This is a genomic window from Streptococcus sp. SM3 (assembly GCF_027497875.1).
The window spans coordinates 1-18,556 of sequence record NZ_JAJNSA010000045.1; the positions used below are offsets into that span (position 1 = coordinate 1).

Annotated in this window: 22 protein-coding genes and 1 pseudogene; 3 read left to right on the forward strand and 20 right to left on the reverse strand. The window is 42.4% G+C overall.

What is annotated here, in order from left to right:
- The 9 genes from PAN06_RS07895 to PAN06_RS07935 all read right to left on the reverse strand — a co-directional run.
- The coding region (locus tag PAN06_RS07895) for a 2-phospho-L-lactate transferase CofD family protein (protein ID WP_269796023.1) at window positions 1–131 on the reverse strand (131 nt) is incomplete at its 3' end.
- On the reverse strand, window positions 128–1,018 hold the full coding sequence (gene rapZ / locus PAN06_RS07900; RefSeq protein WP_269796014.1) for an RNase adapter RapZ: 891 nt from the start codon (window positions 1,016–1,018) through the stop codon (window positions 128–130). The genes PAN06_RS07895 and rapZ, both read right to left, overlap by 4 nt.
- Before the next feature lie 51 nt (window positions 1,019–1,069).
- Window positions 1,070–1,450, reverse strand: coding sequence for a RidA family protein (locus PAN06_RS07905; protein WP_001140420.1), 381 nt, complete (start codon window positions 1,448–1,450; stop codon window positions 1,070–1,072).
- 10 nt (window positions 1,451–1,460) lie between these two features.
- Window positions 1,461–2,048 carry a ribosome biogenesis GTP-binding protein YihA/YsxC gene (gene yihA, locus PAN06_RS07910; RefSeq protein ID WP_000405202.1) on the reverse strand — a complete coding sequence of 196 codons (588 nt, stop codon included), beginning with the start codon at window positions 2,046–2,048 and terminating at the stop codon, window positions 1,461–1,463.
- A gap of 8 nt (window positions 2,049–2,056) precedes the next feature.
- The gene (gene clpX, locus PAN06_RS07915) at window positions 2,057–3,289 is read right to left on the reverse strand and encodes an ATP-dependent Clp protease ATP-binding subunit ClpX (RefSeq protein WP_012972566.1); all 1,233 of its coding nucleotides are present in this window, start codon (window positions 3,287–3,289) and stop codon (window positions 2,057–2,059) included.
- A gap of 36 nt (window positions 3,290–3,325) precedes the next feature.
- Window positions 3,326–3,496, reverse strand: a complete 171-nt coding sequence (locus PAN06_RS07920; protein WP_045612102.1) for a hypothetical protein — start codon at window positions 3,494–3,496, stop codon at window positions 3,326–3,328.
- Window positions 3,496–4,002 (reverse strand): dihydrofolate reductase, encoded by a 507-nt coding sequence (locus PAN06_RS07925; protein ID WP_269796015.1) that lies wholly within the window; start codon window positions 4,000–4,002, stop codon window positions 3,496–3,498. Before PAN06_RS07925 ends, PAN06_RS07920 begins: the two co-directional genes overlap by 1 nt.
- Window positions 4,003–4,121: 119 nt before the next feature.
- Window positions 4,122–4,796, reverse strand: a complete 675-nt coding sequence (gene cmk / locus PAN06_RS07930; protein ID WP_269796016.1) for a (d)CMP kinase — start codon at window positions 4,794–4,796, stop codon at window positions 4,122–4,124.
- Between the two features lie 9 nt (window positions 4,797–4,805).
- On the reverse strand, window positions 4,806–5,306 hold the full coding sequence (locus PAN06_RS07935) for an SAG1386/EF1546 family surface-associated protein (RefSeq protein WP_061590353.1): 501 nt from the start codon (window positions 5,304–5,306) through the stop codon (window positions 4,806–4,808).
- 45 nt (window positions 5,307–5,351) lie between these two features.
- Between PAN06_RS07935 and PAN06_RS07940 the strand changes: the two genes are divergently transcribed.
- On the forward strand, window positions 5,352–5,549 hold the full coding sequence (locus tag PAN06_RS07940) for a ferredoxin (protein WP_004235080.1): 198 nt from the start codon (window positions 5,352–5,354) through the stop codon (window positions 5,547–5,549).
- Window positions 5,550–5,606: 57 nt separating this feature from the next.
- Here the strand turns inward: PAN06_RS07940 and PAN06_RS07945 are convergent, their stop codons facing one another.
- The 6 genes from PAN06_RS07945 to PAN06_RS07970 form a co-directional block, all read right to left on the reverse strand.
- The gene (locus PAN06_RS07945) at window positions 5,607–6,590 is read right to left on the reverse strand and encodes a glycosyltransferase family 2 protein (protein WP_346732061.1); all 984 of its coding nucleotides are present in this window, start codon (window positions 6,588–6,590) and stop codon (window positions 5,607–5,609) included.
- The gene (gene galE, locus PAN06_RS07950) at window positions 6,574–7,593 is read right to left on the reverse strand and encodes a UDP-glucose 4-epimerase GalE (protein WP_269796017.1); all 1,020 of its coding nucleotides are present in this window, start codon (window positions 7,591–7,593) and stop codon (window positions 6,574–6,576) included. The genes PAN06_RS07945 and galE overlap by 17 nt, the downstream gene beginning before the upstream one ends.
- 102 nt (window positions 7,594–7,695) lie before the next feature.
- Window positions 7,696–8,799: an FAD-binding oxidoreductase gene (locus PAN06_RS07955; RefSeq protein WP_269796018.1), complete on the reverse strand. Its 1,104-nt coding sequence runs from the start codon at window positions 8,797–8,799 to the stop codon at window positions 7,696–7,698.
- 16 nt (window positions 8,800–8,815) lie between these two features.
- Window positions 8,816–9,613, reverse strand: coding sequence for a Nif3-like dinuclear metal center hexameric protein (locus tag PAN06_RS07960; RefSeq protein ID WP_269796019.1), 798 nt, complete (start codon window positions 9,611–9,613; stop codon window positions 8,816–8,818).
- Entirely contained in the window at window positions 9,600–10,277 is a 678-nt protein-coding gene (locus PAN06_RS07965) for a tRNA (adenine(22)-N(1))-methyltransferase TrmK (protein ID WP_269796020.1), read from the reverse strand. The genes PAN06_RS07960 and PAN06_RS07965 overlap by 14 nt, the downstream gene beginning before the upstream one ends.
- Before the next feature lie 101 nt (window positions 10,278–10,378).
- Window positions 10,379–12,715, reverse strand: coding sequence for a cation-translocating P-type ATPase (locus tag PAN06_RS07970; protein WP_269796025.1), 2,337 nt, complete (start codon window positions 12,713–12,715; stop codon window positions 10,379–10,381).
- Between the two features lie 132 nt (window positions 12,716–12,847).
- Here PAN06_RS07970 and PAN06_RS07975 point away from each other — a divergent pair, with 132 nt between their 5' ends.
- Window positions 12,848–13,597: a 1-acyl-sn-glycerol-3-phosphate acyltransferase gene (locus PAN06_RS07975; protein WP_049540761.1), complete on the forward strand. Its 750-nt coding sequence runs from the start codon at window positions 12,848–12,850 to the stop codon at window positions 13,595–13,597.
- 43 nt (window positions 13,598–13,640) lie between these two features.
- On the opposite strand, the gene PAN06_RS07980 is transcribed toward PAN06_RS07975, so the two are convergent.
- The 5 genes from PAN06_RS07980 to PAN06_RS08000 all read right to left on the reverse strand — a co-directional run bounded on the left by PAN06_RS07980 (window position 13,641) and on the right by PAN06_RS08000 (window position 18,016).
- On the reverse strand, window positions 13,641–14,333 hold the full coding sequence (locus tag PAN06_RS07980; protein WP_269796021.1) for an alpha/beta hydrolase-fold protein: 693 nt from the start codon (window positions 14,331–14,333) through the stop codon (window positions 13,641–13,643).
- On the reverse strand, window positions 14,314–15,324 hold the full coding sequence (locus PAN06_RS07985; RefSeq protein WP_125456117.1) for an ABC transporter substrate-binding protein: 1,011 nt from the start codon (window positions 15,322–15,324) through the stop codon (window positions 14,314–14,316). Before PAN06_RS07985 ends, PAN06_RS07980 begins: the two co-directional genes overlap by 20 nt.
- Window positions 15,325–15,343: 19 nt before the next feature.
- Entirely contained in the window at window positions 15,344–16,099 is a 756-nt protein-coding gene (locus PAN06_RS07990) for an ABC transporter ATP-binding protein (protein ID WP_049532329.1), read from the reverse strand.
- 1 nt (window position 16,100) lies between these two features.
- Window positions 16,101–17,147: an iron ABC transporter permease gene (locus PAN06_RS07995; protein WP_269796022.1), complete on the reverse strand. Its 1,047-nt coding sequence runs from the start codon at window positions 17,145–17,147 to the stop codon at window positions 16,101–16,103.
- 257 nt (window positions 17,148–17,404) lie between these two features.
- The gene (locus tag PAN06_RS08000; RefSeq protein ID WP_000531716.1) at window positions 17,405–18,016 is read right to left on the reverse strand and encodes a CadD family cadmium resistance transporter; all 612 of its coding nucleotides are present in this window, start codon (window positions 18,014–18,016) and stop codon (window positions 17,405–17,407) included.
- 468 nt (window positions 18,017–18,484) lie between these two features.
- Between PAN06_RS08000 and PAN06_RS08005 the strand changes: the two are divergent.
- Window positions 18,485–18,556: pseudogene (locus PAN06_RS08005) on the forward strand (transposase); the annotation flags it as partial.

The window sequence follows — 18,556 nt, forward strand, 5'->3', positions numbered from 1 at the left end:
TCACCTGATGAACCACCATCATCCGCCACCGTTACGATAGCTGCGATTTCCACATCTTTTTCACGCAGACTTTTAAGAATGACGGGGATCCCAGTCCCTCCACCAATCACCGTTATCTTTGGTTTTCTCATGAACGGTTTACCGTTTCCTTTCTTCGGTCTTTATCACGATGCCCTTCATTGACAGGCCAATTCTTGGATAAATCCTGCGCCAAGCGTTTGGCAAAGGCCACACTACGGTGTTGCCCACCCGTACAACCCATGGCAATGGTCAAAACGGACTTCCCTTCCTTTTGGTAACTTGGCAAAATCGGCTCAATCAAGGCCAACAAATGTTGATAAAAATCTTCTGACTCAGGATGATTCATGACATAGTCATAAACAGATTCATCCACACCCGTTTGGTTTCTCAGTTCTGGAAGATAATATGGATTTGGCAAAAAGCGCACATCAAAGACTAAATCTGCATCAATCGGGATTCCATATTTAAAGCCAAAAGACATGACTTCGATACGGAAAGACTGGGCTTGTTCTTGATCTGAAAACTGCTCTGCAAGGGTTTTACGCAGCTCACGTGGAGTAAGTTCAGTCGTATCCACCACATTTTGGCTCATATTTTTCAAAGGCGCCAAGAGTTCACGTTCCAGCTTGATTCCATCCAAAATCCGTCCATCAGCAGCTAGAGGGTGACTTCGTCTAGTTTCCTTGTAACGAGCGACCAATTCCTTATCAGCTGCATCCAAAAAGAGAATTTTAAAGTCCAGTTCTTCCTTATTTTCCAGCTCATCCAAAACAGCTTGAATCTCTGAAAAGAAAGAACGGCTACGCATATCCACTACCAAGGCCAACTTATGGTCGTCTTCCTTTGTTTCCACCAACTGCAAAAACTTAGGCAAGAGAGCTGGAGGCATATTATCAATAGTAAAATAACCCAAATCTTCGAAGGACTGAATGGCAACTGTTTTCCCTGCACCACTCATTCCTGTCACAATCACCAAGTGAAGTTGTTTCTTTGTCATCTTTTTCTCCTTATATCAAAAGAAGTTTGGCAACACCAAACTTCAACTAGCTTATCCAATCTCTGCGATGACTTCGATTTCGACTTTTACATCACGAGGAAGACGAGCTACCTCTACTGCTGAACGAGCTGGAAATTCCTCTTTAAAGGCCGTTTGGTAAACCTCGTTAAAAGGAACAAAGTCGTTCATATCGCTCAAGAAACAAGTTGTTTTGACAACATGGTCAAAGTCAGTTCCTGCTTCTGCCAAAATAGCACCAATGTTTTTCAAGACTTGTTCTGTCTGTTCTTGGATCGTTTCTCCAACGATTTCCCCAGTTTCAGGAGAGAGAGGAACTTGACCACTAGCAAACAAAAGGTTGCCAACGATTTTTCCTTGAACATATGGTCCGATAGCCTTTGGGGCTTTGTCTGTATGAATTGTTTTTGCCATTTTCTTTTCCTCACAATTTTTCTAAGATTGCATCCCAAGCCTCATCCATCCCTGCCTTGCTGACAGATGAAAAGAGGATAAAGTCGTCACTTGGGTCAAAGTTTAATTTCTTTTTGATTGCTGATTCATGCTTGTTCCATTTACCACGAGGAATCTTGTCCGCCTTAGTCGCAACGATGATGACCGGAATCTCATAATATTTGAGAAATTCGTACATCTGCACATCATCTGCTGACGGGTCATGACGAAGGTCAACTAGACTGACTACCGCACGGAGATTTTCCCGAGTCGTTAAGTACTCCTCAATCATGCGCCCCCACTTTTCACGTTCCTTTTTAGAAACACGGGCATAGCCATAACCAGGCACATCCACAAAGCGCATCTTGTCGTCGATATTAAAGAAGTTGAGCAGCTGAGTTTTACCAGGTTTCCCTGATGTTCGGGCTAGATTCTTACGATTCAGCATAGTATTGATAAAGCTAGACTTGCCAACATTTGAACGCCCTGCAAGAGCAATCTCTGGCAGTTCATCCTGCGGATAGTGGGACTTATTAGCCGCACTAAGCAAGATTTCAGCATTGTGTGTATTGATTTCCATAGTCACCTCTAGGCTGTTTCCAAGATTGGTTTATCCGTTCCATCGACAGCTTCTTTTGTGATGCGAACCAATTTCACATTTTCCTGACTCGGTACTTCAAACATAACATCTAGCATGGTTTCTTCGATAATCGAGCGAAGACCACGCGCACCCGTTTTGCGTTCGATAGCCTTATTGGCGATTTCTTGAAGGGCTTCGTCGTCAAATTCCAACTCAACATCATCATAAGAAAGCAAGGTTTGATATTGTTTAACCAAGGCATTTCTTGGCTCTTTCAAGATACGAACCAAATCATCTACTGTCAACTGTTCAAGAGCTGCAAAGACTGGCAAGCGTCCAATCAACTCAGGGATAATACCAAATTTTTGAATATCTTCAGCGATGATTTCTTGCATGTAGGAGCTATTTTCGTCAATCGCCTTGTTATTTTGACCAAAGCCGATAACCTTTTCACCCAGACGTTGTTTGACGATTTCTTCAATACCATCAAAGGCACCACCCACGATGAAGAGGATATTTTTAGTATCCACTTGAATCATCTCTTGTTGTGGATGTTTACGTCCACCTTGAGGCGGTACGCTGGCAACTGTTCCCTCGATAATCTTAAGAAGGGCTTGTTGCACCCCTTCACCAGAAACGTCACGTGTGATCGATACGTTCTCGCTCTTCTTAGCAATCTTGTCAATTTCATCCACGTAGATAATCCCACGCTCTGCACGTTCAATGTTAAAGTCAGCAGCCTGCAGGAGTTTGAGGAGGATATTTTCCACATCCTCACCAACATAACCAGCCTCAGTAAGAGCTGTTGCATCCGCAATCGCAAAAGGCACATTCAAGCTCTTAGCCAAGGTCTGGGCAAGGAAAGTTTTCCCTGAACCAGTTGGGCCAATCATCAAGATATTTGATTTCTGCAAATCCACATCTTCTGACTCTTCACGCGTATCGTGGAAATTGATACGTTTGTAGTGGTTGTAAACCGCCACTGCCAAGGCACGCTTGGCACGATCTTGACCAATTACATAGTGGTTCAAGATGTGGAGGAGTTCGATTGGTTTTGGTACCTCAGACAAGTCTGCCAAGACTTCCTCAGCCAACTCTTCCCGAATGATTTCCTGGGCTAACTCCACACATTCATTACAGATAAAGGCGTTGTTCCCAGCGATTATTTTTTGTACTTCTTCTTGGCTTTTGCCACAAAATGAGCAATAAACCATCATATCATTATTCCTATTTGTAGGCATGATTTCCTTCCGTTCTATTCTATACTGTCATTCTATCTAAAATAAGGTCATGTAAAAAGCATGAATACTATTGACCAAATTGGTAAAGGCATTTAACCAGAGCAGGACAGAAAGTCCATAGCGCTTTTTACGAAAAGCCTGTACTCCTGCAAGCAAGCAGACCAAGCACAGCATGGCTGTGAAAAAACCAAATATACTACGTTCCATTAGACTTCCTTTCTCTTGCGGTATTGGATGGTAAAATCATAAGGATTTTTCTCATCTTTGGTATAGGATTTGCTTGAAACTGTCTCAAAAAGGGACAAGTCAAAGTCTTCAGGGAAATAGGTATCTCCTTCCACCCGTGCATGGATTTGAGTGACAATGACTTCATCCAAATAGGGTTCAAAAGCCTGAAAAATTTGCTTTCCACCGATAATATAGAGATTCTTGTCTTGACCCTGATACCAGTCTAGAACAGACTGGATGTCCTGAAAAGTAGTAACCCCATCTATCTTTTCTTCCAAATTACGTGTCAAAATCAAGGTCTCCCGTTTTGGAAGAAGACGACGTCCCATTCCATCAAAGGTCACACGCCCCATCAAGATAGCATGATTCAGAGTTGTTTCTTTGAAGTGTTGCAATTCTGCTGGTAAATACCAAGGCAGACGATTGTCCTTGCCAATCACACCCTCTTCATCCTGGGCCCAAATAGCTACGATTTTCTTAGTCATGCTTCCATCCTTTTTACTGATAGTACTATTTTATCAAAAAACTCAAAAAAAGACTGGTTTGGAATGCGTTCAGTTTGATAGAAAAGAAGCAGGCTAGCTCTAGCCTGCTTCTCCTGTCCCTAGGACATGCGTTTTTTTGCTTCTGATTCAATTTTTTTAACTACTTCTTGAATGTTCAAACCAGTTGTATCAAGGTAGACCGCATCCTCTGCTTGTTTGAGAGGCGAAGTCTCACGATGACTATCCTTATAGTCACGCGCAGCAATTTCCTCTTTTAAGGTTTCAAGGTCTGTTTCAATTCCCTTGGCAATATTTTCCTTGTAACGGCGCTCTGCTCTTTCATCTACCGAAGCTACTAGGAAAATTTTCAATTCTGCTTGTGGCAATACAACAGTCCCAATATCGCGACCGTCCATGACAATCCCACCTTGCTGGGCAATCTCTTGTTGGAGAGAAACTAGTTTCTCACGTACTTCAGGAATCGCCGCAATAGCTGAAACATGATTGGTCACTTCATTTTCACGGATAGGATGGGTAATATCCACATCTCCTACAAAGACAAGCTGTTCTCCAGTTTCTGAACGCCCAAAGCTGATTGGATGCTGATCCAATAAGGCTAAAAGTTCCTCAATCTCTTCCACTCCTAACTGGTGTTTCAGAGCCATATAGGTCGCCGCACGATACATGGCACCTGTATCTAGATAGGTATAACCAAAATTTTTAGCAATAATCTTAGCAACCGTACTCTTACCGCTTGAAGCTGGACCATCGATAGCAATTTGAATCGTCTTCATTTATGACTCCTATCTAGTCTTAATCACATCTCCAGGATTTGCAAACCAAGATCCTGTAGCCATATGTCCAGGATTCAATGCTTCTAATTGAGCAATTGAAATACCTGCACGTTGTGCCAAGACAGCTTCACCCTCACCAGCCTGAACTGTAATTGTTCCTTCACTAGCAGCATGTTCTTCGGAATGACTCTCACTAGAGGAGCTCTCTGTAGAAGTTGCTTCTTCAGTCTTGCTAGATGAAGAAGACGATTCTTCTGTTACAGATGTTGAAGCAGGGGCAGATGAGTCATAAAAATCTTTCAAGGCTGCTGTGCGATTACTCCCTCCGCTTGAAAGGTAAATCAATACTATTATCATTGCTACAACAATCACGAAAAAGAGACTAGCTAGAATCGTCAAAACACGATTTGCAACAACGCCTGTACCTTTTTGATTACGTTGACGTCGTTCCGTTCTCGTCTGTTCTTCCTGATTCTCATAAATATCTTCTTGCCACGGTTCTTTTGCCATACCTTACTCCTTGTTTTTTTTTACTTTTCTTATTACAATATAAATATGAAAATCACACTTATACCTGAACGCTGCATTGCCTGTGGTCTTTGCCAAACTTATTCTGAATTATTTGATTACCACGATAATGGAATCGTGCGTTTTTACGATGACCCTGACCAACTAGAAAAAGAAATTTCTCCTAGTCAGGACGTTGTAGAAGCTGTTAGAAACTGTCCGACACGTGCCTTGATTAAGGATTAACTCTAATATCGACAGGAACGTTCCACTCCTTCTAGTTTAGCATATTTCTATGCAAAATTATAGTCTTTTCTCTTTATTTTTTTCTGTAAAATCAGGAAGGTCACTTTTTTCTTTAATCAGATAAAGTGGTCTTTTTTTAGTCTCTAGATAAATCTTACTGATATACTTGCCGAGAATCCCAATGGTCAAGAGTTGAATCCCTCCGAGAAAGAGAATAACAGCCATCAGAGAGGTCCAACCTGATGTAGGATTGCCCAAAATGAGAGTCCGAACCACAACAAAAAAGGTCATAAGTAGAGAAATAAAACAAGATAGGAGACCAGCCACAAAGGCTATAACCAAGGGAAAATCTGAAAAATTAACAATTCCTTCAATGGAGTAGAAAAAGAGTTGCCTAAAACTCCAACTGGTCTTTCCTGCCTGCCTTTCGACATTGGGATAGTCCAGATAGTGGGTTTTAAAGCCGACCCAGGCAAAGAGTCCCTTCGAAAAGCGATTGGACTCAGTCAAGCTTAAAATGGCATCCACTACAGATCTTCTCATCATGCGAAAATCACGAACACCTGACGGCAAGGCTACTGGACTAATTTTTTTCATGAAGCCATAAAAGAGATCAGCACAGAAACTGCGAAAGAAGGGTTCTCCCGCCCGACTAGTTCTCCGTGTTCCTACACAGTCTAAATCTGCATTTTGGTCTAGTAAGTTTTTCATCTCAAGCAACATACCAGGAGGATCCTGAAGGTCTGCATCCATCACCACCACTAGGTCTCCTGTCGCATATTGCAAGCCTGCATACAGAGCTGCTTCTTTGCCAAAATTTCGCGAGAAAGAAATATAATGAATTGCCGGATTTTGCTCCCGATAGGTCTTTAAGAGTTCCAAAGTCCCATCACTTGATCCATCGTCGACAAAGACATACTCGATTTCTGTTTCCAAATCTGGAAGTAAAGCTTCCAAAGCCTGATAAAAAAGAGGAAGTACTTCCTCTTCGTTTAAACAGGGGACAATGATTGACATCACCATCTTAGTCTTCAAATCCATTTGGATGCTTACTTTGCCAACGCCATGCGTCTTCACACATTTGGGTGATGTCGAGTTCTGCTTTCCAGCCGAGTTCTGCTTTGGCTTTTGCTGGGTCTGAATAGCAGGCTGCAATATCACCTGGGCGGCGGTCTACAATGCGGTAAGGAATCGGACGTCCCACTGCTTTTTCCATGTTTTGGATAATTTCAAGAACTGAGTAGCCTTTACCTGTGCCAAGGTTATAAACGTTTAGACCTGAACCTTTTTGGATTTTTTTCAGAGCTGCGACGTGACCTTTAGCCAAATCGACAACGTGGATATAGTCACGAACACCAGTTCCGTCTTCCGTATCGTAATCGTCTCCAAACACTTGCACTTGCTCTAATTTTCCAACGGCTACTTGAGTCACATATGGCAAGAGATTGTTTGGAATACCGTTTGGATTTTCTCCCAAATCACCACTCTCATGCGCTCCGATTGGGTTAAAGTAACGAAGCAAGACCACATTCCATTCTGAGTCTGCCTTGTAGATATCCGTCAAAATTTCCTCTAGCATAAGCTTAGTGCGGCCATATGGATTGGTCACTGAAAGTGGGAAATCTTCCAAGATGGGCACTGTATGAGGATCTCCGTAAACTGTCGCAGAAGAGCTGAAAATGATGTTTTTACAGTTGTTTTCTTCCATGACCTTCAAAAGACTAACAGTTCCTGCGATATTGTTGTCATAGTAGGTAAGAGGGATACGTGTTGATTCGCCGACAGCCTTCAAGCCAGCAAAGTGAATGACACCAGTTAGTTCTTCTTGATTGAAAATGTCACGAAGAGTATCTGTATCACGGATATCTGCCACATAGAAAGGCACTTCAACTCCTGTAATTCTCTCAACAACTTCTAAACTTTTTCTATTACTATTAACAAGGTTATCCACCACAACAACTTGATGACCTGCTTGGATTAACTCAATAACTGTGTGGGTTCCGATAAAACCTGCTCCACCCGTTACCAAAATCTTTTCTTGCATCTTCTTTCCTCGATTCTCGGATTATTTTTTCTTATTTTACCATTTTTGATAGGGAATGTCATTTGCCATCCTAGAGGGTAGGATAAAATTTCAGTAAAATGCTTATTTACTTTTTACTCGTTTGACATAGTTTTCAATTGGGTAGTTTAGAGGGTCCAAGGTCAACTCCTTGTCTTGGATCAGTTGAGCTAGATGGTAACCAATGATAGGACCAGTTGTGAGGCCTGATGAACCTAGTCCACTAGCAGCATAGACACCTGCTAAGCCAGGTACTTGCCCAAAGAAAGGTGAGAAATCACTGGTATAGGCACGGATTCCCACACGCTCAGCTCTTGAAGTCGCTACTGTCAAGACTGGATAGTGAGGCAAGGCTACCTCCTCCATTTGTTGGAGCAAGGTTTCATCTACCGTCAAATCAAATCCCATGTCATTTTCATGGGTAGCGCCTAGGGATAATTTCCCACCTGCAAAAGGAATCAAATCCCACTCCCCTTCTGGCATAACAACAGGGTAAGATTCCATGTCTTGGGCAAGCTGATAATCTCGTAGTTGTCCTTTTTGAGGACGGACATCCACAACATAACCCAAGGGTTCTAACAAGTCCCCCAACCAAGCTCCCGTCGCCAAAATAACCTGATCAAACACCTCTTCGTCAATCTGGTAGCCTGATGCTAAAGGTGTCAGAGTCACTTTTTCTTTGACCAGCTTGACCTGACTGGCTTCCAGCAAACGAGTCACTAAGAGTTGACCATCTACTCTCGCTCCACCAGAAGCATAGAGCAGGTGATCAAATCCCTGCAAGCCAGGGAATAATTCATTAGCTGATGCTGGGTCCAGAATGGCTAATTGCCCTATCAAGGGAGATTCTTCTCTGCGCTGGAGGGCTAGTTGATAGAGTTCTTCCAACTTAGTTTCATCCTTTTTCAGGAGAAAGACTCCCGAACGCTGGTAAAAGTCGATTTCTTGACCTGACTTCTCTAAATCAGCTAATAAATCCACATAAAAGTCAGCCCCCAAGCGCGCCATTTTGTACCAGGCTTTATTACGACGTTTGGAAAACCAAGGACTGATAATTCCTGCTGCGGCCTTGGTAGCCTGACCTTGTCCATGGTCAAAGACGGTTACTTCTAGGTCACTTTCTTTCGAGAGGTAGTAGGCTGCTGTTGCTCCCACAATTCCTGCTCCGATAATAGCAACTTTTTTCATTGTTTTCACTTTCTAACTAGATATGGCGGAAAGGATTGGTCGATGCTTGACTAGGTACAATATCGATTGTCCAGCCCTTTTCTCCTTTCCATTGATTAAGGAGTGCTGCGATTTTTTCCACAAAAAGCACTTCGATATAGTGACCTGGGTCCAATGCCAACAAACCATCAGACAGCATATCCTGAGCAGTATGGTAGTAAATATCACCAGTGATATAGACATCTGCCCCCTTTGCCAAAGCATCCTTATAGAATGACTGCCCACTTCCACCACAGATGGCCACTCTTGAAATAGGCTTCTGCAAATCGCTCTCTTGATAATGCACCATTCGAAGACTATCTAGACCAAAGACTTGCTTGACATTCTGGGCCAATCCCCCAAATGTCTGAGGCTGAACATTCCCAATACGTCCAATTCCACGTTCAGGACCTGTCTCCTGCAGATAAGTCGTCTCCTCAATGCCTAGCATCTGGCAGAACCAGTCATTGAGGCCATTTTCAACGATGTCAATATTGGTATGGCTGACATAAACTGCGATGTCATGCTTGATGAGATCAATGTAAATCTGATTTTGTGGACGGCTAGCTACCAAATCCTTGATGGGACGGAAAATCGGCGCGTGCTTGACAATAATCAAGTCCACACCCTTTTCAATGGCTTCAGCCACCGTTTCTTCACGAATATCGAGAGCAACCATGACACTTTGGATATCCTTGTCCAAAGTGCCAATTTGCAGGCCACGACTATCTCCCTCCATTGAAAATTCCTGAGGGCAAAAGGCTTCATATGCGTTAATTACTTCACTTGCAAGCATGGAGAACCTCCTTGATAGCTTGAATTTTGTCTACTAGAACTTGACGTTCCTCCAGATTTTTTTCAGGGATTTGTCCGAGGGCAAACTCTAGCTTAACAGCTTCTTTTTGCCATTTTTGGACAAAGACTGGACTGACCTCTTTGGACAAGAAGGGACCAAAGCGAACATCACTTGCTGATAACTTCATTTGTCCTGCTTCCACCACCAAAATCTCGTAAAACTTGCCAGCTTCTTCTAAGATGCTTTCAGCTACAATCTGAAAACCATTGTCTTGCAACCAGATACGCAAGTCGTCTTCACGATTATTGGGTTGGAGGATCAATCGTTCTACATTAGCTAACTTGTCCAAGCCTTCTTCTAAAATCCTAGCAATCAAACGACCACCCATACCAGCAATGGTAATGACCGACACTTGGTCTGCCTCTTCAAAGGCTGCCAAGCCATTGGCTAAACGGACTTGGATTTTCTCCTTTAGACCGTGAGCCTCAACATTTTTGACAGCAGACTGATAGGGACCTTCCACCACCTCACCTGCAATGGCGCTTTTGATTTGGTCTCTTTCGACTAACTCGATAGGCAGATAAGCATGGTCACTTCCCACATCGAGTAAAATGGCTCCCTGTGGCACAAAGGAAGCCACTAATTCTAATCTCTTTGAAATCATCTTCTCTCTCTTTCCAAAACTCTATTACCTCTTATTATACCACATTTCAGCTGGCAATCTTGCACCTAAAAAGACCGCAATCCACAGATTGCAGCCTTTCTTTATTTTCTAGCTTGATAACGACTGGTTAGAATGAAAATCACGGTAAAGACCAACATCATGACACCATAAACAGGTAATGTTTGTCCTGTTAAGGTTGAAATTTCAAGCAGTTTTTGAATTCTTGGGAAGAGAGCTGTGGCTAGGAAGCCTCCTACTGACCAAACAATCAAGAGGACACGCCATAGGGTAAATGGCATGCAGGCTCTAAATACAGATAAGAAACCAATTGACCCCAAGAGATAATAGAGTAGAGTTGAAATTTCTAACTCAGACCAACCTTGGCTACTTCCAAATAGTTTCACAAAAAGAACGCTGAACACAACCATGAGAGCACTTGGTAGAGCACGAAGCATGGATCTTCTGAGGAAGTTTGGCTCGACAGGTTTGATATTTCGCTCAAAAGTCAGAACGAATGGTGGGAACCCTTCCACGAACTGGTCAATCATGGTAATCTGGATCGGAATGAAGGGGAAAATCAAGATCCACTCAGACCGACCTAGTAAAGCACTGGCGATACAGATAACTGCGAGCAAGAATGAGTAGATGGTCTTTATCAAGAAAATCGGTGCAATGTGGGCAATATTATTAACCACACGACGACCTTCAAAGAGAATCTCAGGAACATCATTAAAATCTGAGTTCAAAAGAACCAGATTAGCAATCTGACGAGTCGCAGGATCTCCCTCAGCCATCACGATAGAACAATCCGCCTCACGAAGGGCCAATATATCATTAACCCCATCCCCTGTCATAGCCGTTGTATGCCCCGCTTTTTTCAGTGTTTGGATGATGAGTTTCTTTTGATGAGGGGAAACACGTCCGAAAATCGCAGTTTCCTCCACCATAGCAATCAATTCCTCATCCGTGATTTTGGAGCAATCTACATAGCTGTGATAGTCCGCAAAACCAGCCTTCTGGGCAATGCTAGATACCGTAACTGGATTGTCACCAGAGATAATTTTTAGGCCCACTTCCTGAGAACGGAGATAGTCCAGCGTCTCTGCTGCTCCCTCCCGAATGGGGTCCAAGATTTCCAGCAAGGCTAGAGCCTGAATATCAGATGGTTTCTGTGGTTTGTGATGGTCTAATTTCTCCTGACTGAGAGCTAAGACCAAGACACGCGACCCTCTCTCCAAGGCCTCCATGGCTTCTGGGAACTCAGAAACCAGCAACATCTCAGGTGCCCCTAAGAAAACTGTTCCCAAACCTTCTAACTCCATTGCTCCCCACTTGCGGTCGCTTGAGAAGGGAAGATTAGAGAGCATAGGATAGGCTATTTCGCCTTGGAAACGCTGGCGAATAGCTTGGGCTGTTGGATTTTTATCCTCACTATGGGCCATATAGCTGGTTAAGATGCTGTAAATATCCTTTTCACCATAAGTTTCCGTCAGCGGAATAACAGCCTCCACCTGCATCTTTCCTTGGGTGATGGTGCCCGTCTTGTCCAGACAGAGCATGTCCACGCGCGCCAAGGTCTCAACAGAGTACATCTCCTGCACCAAGACCTTTTTCAAGCCCAACTTAATCACTGCAGTCAAAAGCGAAGTGATGGTCAAAAGGGCGATTCCCTTAGGCAACATTCCCAAAAGAGCTGTCGATGAATTTACAACGGACGACTTGAGAGGCAAGCTTTTTAAAAGCAAGGCTTCTAGCAAGAGAGCAAGACCAAAAGGAATGATAATCTTCCCAGTAAAACTAGCTAACCTGTCCAGCGATTTCATGATACGAGAGTTGATGGGTTTAACGGTCTTGGCTTCCAGCATGAGTTTGGCAGCATAGTTATCAGATCCAACATGGTGAACTTGAGCTAAAACTGCCCCACTGGCTAAGAAACTTCCTGACAAAAGCAAGGCATCCACTTCCTTTTGCACCAAATCACTTTCCCCCGTCAACATGGCTTCATTGACTTCCGCAAAGCCTTCCAAAACCAAGGCATCACTAGGAATCTGCTCTCCTGCAGACAAACGAATGACATCTCCTAACACCAATTCTTCAGGATTCAGAGCCACTTCTTGGCCATCACGAATAGTCTTGACCTTTTCCTTGGTCATGAGATTGAGCTTGTCCACCATGTGTTTAGCCCGCAGCTCGGTCACAATCCCAGAAAAAGCGTTAAAGCAGATAACAGCAAAAAAGACCAAATTGCTCCAAGCCTGCACAAAGGTAAGGGCCAAAGCAATGGCAAAGTTCAAAGCGTTAAAAAGGGTAAAGACATTTCGTTTAACGATTTGCCAAGTGCTGGTACTGGCCGAAGCAGTAAAATCATTGACCAAGCCCTTAGCCTGTCTTTCCTTGACTTCTCTTTGGGTTAATCCCATAATCTTATTTTTATCCATAAATTCTATCATATCATTTTTTCTAAAAGAATTCTAATCTCATCCCAAATATGGACCTGGTCAAGGGAAAAGTTTGCCAGCCCTCCTTTGATAAGGTATAATAATAACAAGAAAAGAATCGAAGGAGATCGCATGTTTTATACTTATTTACGTGGATTGGTTGTCTTGCTCCTATGGTCCATCAATGGCAATGCCCACTATCATAATACTGATAAAATTCCTAATCAAGATGAAAATTATATTCTGGTTGCCCCTCACCGTACCTGGTGGGATCCTGTTTACATGGCCTTTGCGACCAAACCAAAACAATTTATCTTTATGGCAAAAAAAGAACTCTTTACCAACCGTATCTTTGGTTGGTGGATTCGTATGTGTGGTGCCTTTCCTATTGACCGTGAAAATCCTAGCGCCTCAGCCATCAAATATCCTATCAATGTTCTCAAAAAAAGTGACCGCTCTCTCATCATGTTTCCAAGCGGGAGCCGTCACTCAAACGATGTCAAGGGTGGTGTAGCCCTGATTGCCAAAATGGCCAAGGTCCGTATCATGCCTGTTACCTACACAGGTCCCATGACCTTGAAAGGCTTGGTAAGCCGCGAGCGTGTCGATATGAATTTTGGAAATCCAATCGATATCTCCGATATCAAGAAAATGAATGACGAAGGCATTGAAACAGTCGCCAATCGTATCCAAACAGAATTCCAACGTCTAGACCAAGAAACCAAACAATGGCACAATGATAAAAAACCAAACCCACTCTGGTGGTTTATCCGCATCCCTGCTCTCATCCTTGCCATTATCCTCGCTATCCTAACTATCATCTTTAGCTTCATCGCAAGCTTCATCTGGAATCCAGATAAAAAGAGAGAGGCTCTTGGTTAAATAAATACAACAATCCCTTGGCAAAAGCCAAGGGATAAATCTTTTATTCGATTTTCCATTTTTGGGCCAACCAGCTGGCAAAAGCTAGGAATCGTTCAGCTACTTGTTCATGATGTCCATAAGGATCAAAGACAAACTGGCCGTTCGGATAGCATTTCTGAAGACTGGTATGGATCTGCTCAGCATAGGCTGGTGCTTGAGCCAGACGATTGCTATGATTGACTCCTTCTGTTTGACCGTTCTGTAAATACAGCAAACAGTCCAAATTTTCCACATTTTCTTCCTTGCAATAAGTCACAAAATCAGGATACCAAAAGGAACCGCAGATGGAGAAGACACAGGAAACCTTGTCAAAGCTGAAAAGACTGTAAACTGCCGCCAAGCCACCTAGTGAATAACCTCCGTAGGCAAGGCGTGCTTCATCCAGGCGATAAAGCGACTGCAACTTGTCTAAAAGGCCTCCAAATAAATGATCATGATAGACCTTGGCCTGACCTCCAAAATCTGGAGCTCCATCTCTCAGAGCAACTGCCTTCCATGGAGTGTAGTCATCTAGGCGATTTTTAGAGGTCAAGCCCACTAAAATCGCAGATTCGGAAAGGGACGATAGGAAATCCAAGTTTCCATCATTCAATAAAATAGCCGGATAGGTTTGATTGGAGTCGTAGTTAGAGGGAAGGCTGATTTTGACTTGAATTCCTTCCCAATCAAACTCATTATTTATTGATAAAGTCATTGATTTTTTCAAGGGAATCAATCACTGCTGGACCATAATCCATCAACTCATCGTAAGAGATGGTCATGATTTTTTGATTCTTAATAGCAGGAACGCTTTCCAAAACAGCATTTGCCTTCATCAACTCTACTGCTTTTTCATCCAATTTTTTATTGCGATCGCTGGTTACATAGATAATCAATTCAGGATCCATTGACACGAGGTTTTCCAAGGTCAAGCCTGATGTCCCCGTAGCAACGTTTGTATAACCAAGTTGGTTCAGCAAACTTTCTTGCAAAGCAGACTTGTAGGCACCGAAGGTTTCATCATTATAAGCAACCATAATCAAAGCCTTTTTCTTTTCACCTTGGCTTGCTGGATTTGCTTTCTTAACAGCATCAATTTTAGTTTGTAATTGTGCTGCGTATTCATTAGCCTTGTCCTGAACATTAAAAATCATTCCAAGATTTTTGACATCTTCTACGATATTCCCCAAATCTTGCTGAATCGTTGAGAGAGAAGCTTTTTGTGTATAAACTGGGATTTTATTTTCATTCCAAGTGCTAACCGTCCCCAAGGATTTTTCAGAAAACATCATGTTTCGACCCATCACAGCGTCTGGCTCATAAGAAAGGACTGTCTCTTGTGAGACTGTTTTTTTATCCCCAATTTGAGGAATCGTCGCAATCGCGTCCTTGTATTTGTCCGTCACAGCATTATCAGGGTTAAGCATGCCAACAATTTTATCCTTCAACCCCAACTCCAATAAGATTTCAGTGGTTGAAAGATTGTTTGTGATAACTTTTTCAGGTGCCTTGTCAAAGACTTGTTCGACTTCATTCCCTTTCGCGTCATAGGTTTTGACCGTTAACGGATAAGTCGTCTCTGCATTGGCCTTTTGAATTGTCTCTGTGCTAGACTGTGTGGTAGTTTTTTCTGTAGTAGTATTACCACAAGCTGCCATGGTTAGGGTAGCTACTGTTACCAGTAAAATACTGAGTGTTTTTTTCATTTTATTTTCCTTTTCATTCTTATAAATAGTGAATCATAGCTTGCTGATCCTCGGTCCAAGTCACCTGACTTTGAACTCCGTATACAGTTTGCAATGACTCAGGAGTGATGGTCTCCTTTGGAGTCCCTTGGTAAAGGATTTCTCCCTCTTTCATCAGATAGAGATAATCCGAATAGCGACAAGCAAGTTGAATATCATGTAGGACAGCTAGAACATTGACCTTGAGATTTTTCACAATGGCTAACAAGTCTAGCTGATACTTGATATCCAGGTGATTGGTTGGTTCGTCCAGGAGCAAGAGAGTCGGTTCTTGCACCAAGGCGCGAGCTAGTAAGACTCGCTGTTTCTCTCCCCCTGACAGAGACGAATAGAGACGAGTTTTCTTCTCAAGCATATCCACCTTAACGAGGGCATCTTGAACGAGTGTAAAATCCCTTTCCTTTTCCTTCTGTAAAAAAGAGAGGTGGGGAGTTCTTCCCAGCAAGACGATTTCTTCAACTGTACAATCAAACTGCAGTTGGTTAAACTGGGTCACAACTGCCATTTGCTTGGCTGTTTCTTTGAGCGTCCATTGTTCCAGAGGCTTTCCATCTAGGCTTATCAATCCTTTGTCCGCCTTTTCCTGACGATAGAGGAGTTTAAGTAGACTGGTTTTCCCGCTTCCATTTGGTCCTAATATCGTGTGAAATTGATTCCCTTCAACCTTAAGAGAGACTCCTTTGAGGATTTTTTTCTCTCCTAGTCCAAAATGGATATCCTGACAAATCAAGTCCATATCAGACCCTCACCTCCCTTCTCCTACCTCCAACAATGTAGATAAAGAAGGGAGCACCTACTAAGGCTGTGAAAATACCAATAGGCAACTCAGCATTTGGAATGATGATACGAGAGAGTACGTCTGCCCAGATGACAAAGAGGGCACCCAGCAAGGTTGCAACAGGAAAAAGTCTCCTGTAATTCGTTCCTACTAACCCTCGAGCTAAATGTGGAGTAATCAGACCGACAAATCCAATAATCCCACAGGTTGCCACTAAGACTGCTGTCAGCACAGCCACCATGGTCACATAAAGATACCAATAAAAGCGTAAGGGAATCCCCAAAGTTAAAGCAGCCTCATCTCCCATCATCATCGCATTGAAAACACGATACTGAGTAGAGAAAAATAGAAAGGCTATTCCTACTACTATAGTTGGCAGGACCAAGTCTACCCAGGAAGTTCCAGCGAGCGAGCCCATGGTCCAAAACTTAATGGTCATCACACTATCCGCATTAGCGCCAACTGAGATAATAAAGTTGGAAAAAGCTAGAAAAAGAGCGTTGACCACCGTTCCTGATAAGATCAGACTGGAAGTCGTCATCCTTCCCTGCATAGAGGCAATGATGAGGACAGCAATTGTTGCCAAAATAGCTCCAAAAAAAGCTCCAAGGCTAATCATCACTTTTAAACCAAGAATGATGCTCAAGGTTGCTCCTAGAGTTGCACCAGCAGAGATGCCTAAGACATAAGGCTCTGCGATGGGATTGTTCACTGTGGACTGCATCACACTACCACACATAGAAAGGCCTGCTCCTACTATCAGACCTAACAATACTCGGGGGAATCTCATGTTCCATACAATGGCAAGAGTAGACTTGGAAACCTCTCCTATCTCAAGAGGAAATCCCAACCTGCTCAAAATAATCCGATAGGTATCTTCTAGATCAATCGCAACAGATCCCATAGAAACTGCTAGAAAGAGAGAAATCCCTAAAATACCTAGCAAAATAACTAAAAGTAACACAAATTGCTGGTCTTGTCGGCTTCCAGAAAATTTGGAAAGCATGCAAACCTCCTTTGATAGAATCTTAAAAATTTAGAAAATTCTCATGAAAAGTATACCATATTTTCAACTGTGTAACAAGCTATGGAAAAAATACAATTAAAATCAGAAAAATTATGGTTGATTTTTCCATACAGTGCCAGGAAGCATAAGCAAAGATAATGCTTGAGCATACCAAGGTAAGGTGACAACATAAAAAGCCCTCTGAAGTCAGAGAGCTGATTTGAGCTCGGTCTAAAATCCTAGTGAAACAAAAAAATCTACACGATCAGAAAAGTCTCTATCGTGCCATTTTCATACATGATATATAGTCCAAGTAGAATGAATACTAAGGGCACAATGATTCGCTCGTATTTTTCAATTGTCTCGAATATTAAGGGAATAGAGGATAACACCCGACTAATCTCGCATAAGATAATTATGCCGATTACAAACACAAGCAACGCCACGAGGGTCTGTGACCAATCTAACGAAGCAAAATAAGGTATATAGATACCTAAATTATCTCCGCCAGACGCAATTGTCAGCAATGTAACTGTCCAAAACAGTTGATTTGCCTTGCTTTGTTCTAATCTTTCAATAATTTCTTCCTCTTCTTCCTCACCTTCTCCAACAATTGCAAAGCGAATCCCTAAATAGATAGGGATTAAACCAAGCAATCCAACCATCCATTCTTCAGGCACGAAATTAACGACATAAGCAGCAACTAAACTCGCCCCTACAAGTAAGCCTGTGCCTAGATATTGCCCCGCATAAATATGCCATTTTTGTTTATTCTGTGATAGCTGTGCAAATAAAATAAATAAAATAATTAAATAATCGATACTGGTGGAAATATAAACACCAATAGCAGATATGATTGTCTGTCCCATAAAAAACCTCCTGTATTGGTCAGTAATAAATCAGCAGATTTTAGGAGAGCACAGACACATTAATTTAGCTATCGCTAGTGGGTAATGTCGAACATAGGAAAGCATTTTACTCCTCCTCAAAACGTAGTTACAAAGTAATTTCTAACTGGAATTCGGTGATTACTTCCATGTAAAGTATAACATACTATACTTTACTTCGTAAAGTGTGGGATCTCCGAGGGGGCTTGCAGACAGCTACTCGGCTTTTCAAGCCGAGTAGCTACGCACCCTTATGGTGTAATTAGCTGATACCATTTGATGTTTTTGTAGTCTCCAAAATTGTGACCGATAAAACCTCAATAAAAAAGCCCTCTGAAAATCAGAGAGCTGATTTGAGATTGGGATAAAATCCATACAAAAAAGCTACCCAATGGTGAACTGCACCCCAAAAGTTAGACAGAAAAAATCTAACTTTTGGGGTGTTTTATTATGAAATTGAGTTATGAAGATAAAGTTCAGATCTATGAACTTAGAAAACAAGGATATAGCTTAGAGAAGCTT

What these genes read in the sequence shown, in the direction of transcription:
- PAN06_RS07945 (WP_346732061.1), bottom strand. Translation starts at nt 6,590, where the DNA reads ATGGATTTGAAGACTAAGATGGTGATGTCAATCATTGTCCCCTGTTTA.
- PAN06_RS07970 (WP_269796025.1), bottom strand. Translation starts at nt 12,715, where the DNA reads ATGGATAAAAATAAGATTATGGGATTAACCCAAAGAGAAGTCAAGGAA.
- PAN06_RS07960 (WP_269796019.1), bottom strand. Translation starts at nt 9,613, where the DNA reads ATGCTTGCAAGTGAAGTAATTAACGCATATGAAGCCTTTTGCCCTCAG.
- galE (WP_269796017.1), bottom strand. Translation starts at nt 7,593, where the DNA reads ATGCAAGAAAAGATTTTGGTAACGGGTGGAGCAGGTTTTATCGGAACC.
- PAN06_RS07985 (WP_125456117.1), bottom strand. Translation starts at nt 15,324, where the DNA reads ATGAAAAAAACACTCAGTATTTTACTGGTAACAGTAGCTACCCTAACC.
- PAN06_RS07940 (WP_004235080.1), top strand. Translation starts at nt 5,352, where the DNA reads ATGAAAATCACACTTATACCTGAACGCTGCATTGCCTGTGGTCTTTGC.
- PAN06_RS07955 (WP_269796018.1), bottom strand. Translation starts at nt 8,799, where the DNA reads ATGAAAAAAGTTGCTATTATCGGAGCAGGAATTGTGGGAGCAACAGCA.
- cmk (WP_269796016.1), bottom strand. Translation starts at nt 4,796, where the DNA reads ATGAAGACGATTCAAATTGCTATCGATGGTCCAGCTTCAAGCGGTAAG.
- PAN06_RS07925 (WP_269796015.1), bottom strand. Translation starts at nt 4,002, where the DNA reads ATGACTAAGAAAATCGTAGCTATTTGGGCCCAGGATGAAGAGGGTGTG.
- PAN06_RS07905 (WP_001140420.1), bottom strand. Translation starts at nt 1,450, where the DNA reads ATGGCAAAAACAATTCATACAGACAAAGCCCCAAAGGCTATCGGACCA.
- PAN06_RS08000 (WP_000531716.1), bottom strand. Translation starts at nt 18,016, where the DNA reads ATGGGACAGACAATCATATCTGCTATTGGTGTTTATATTTCCACCAGT.
- PAN06_RS07935 (WP_061590353.1), bottom strand. Translation starts at nt 5,306, where the DNA reads ATGGCAAAAGAACCGTGGCAAGAAGATATTTATGAGAATCAGGAAGAA.
- rapZ (WP_269796014.1), bottom strand. Translation starts at nt 1,018, where the DNA reads ATGACAAAGAAACAACTTCACTTGGTGATTGTGACAGGAATGAGTGGT.
- PAN06_RS07980 (WP_269796021.1), bottom strand. Translation starts at nt 14,333, where the DNA reads ATGACTTTATCAATAAATAATGAGTTTGATTGGGAAGGAATTCAAGTC.
- PAN06_RS07965 (WP_269796020.1), bottom strand. Translation starts at nt 10,277, where the DNA reads ATGATTTCAAAGAGATTAGAATTAGTGGCTTCCTTTGTGCCACAGGGA.
- clpX (WP_012972566.1), bottom strand. Translation starts at nt 3,289, where the DNA reads ATGCCTACAAATAGGAATAATGATATGATGGTTTATTGCTCATTTTGT.
- PAN06_RS07995 (WP_269796022.1), bottom strand. Translation starts at nt 17,147, where the DNA reads ATGCTTTCCAAATTTTCTGGAAGCCGACAAGACCAGCAATTTGTGTTA.
- PAN06_RS07975 (WP_049540761.1), top strand. Translation starts at nt 12,848, where the DNA reads ATGTTTTATACTTATTTACGTGGATTGGTTGTCTTGCTCCTATGGTCC.
- PAN06_RS07990 (WP_049532329.1), bottom strand. Translation starts at nt 16,099, where the DNA reads ATGGACTTGATTTGTCAGGATATCCATTTTGGACTAGGAGAGAAAAAA.
- PAN06_RS07920 (WP_045612102.1), bottom strand. Translation starts at nt 3,496, where the DNA reads ATGGAACGTAGTATATTTGGTTTTTTCACAGCCATGCTGTGCTTGGTC.
- yihA (WP_000405202.1), bottom strand. Translation starts at nt 2,048, where the DNA reads ATGGAAATCAATACACACAATGCTGAAATCTTGCTTAGTGCGGCTAAT.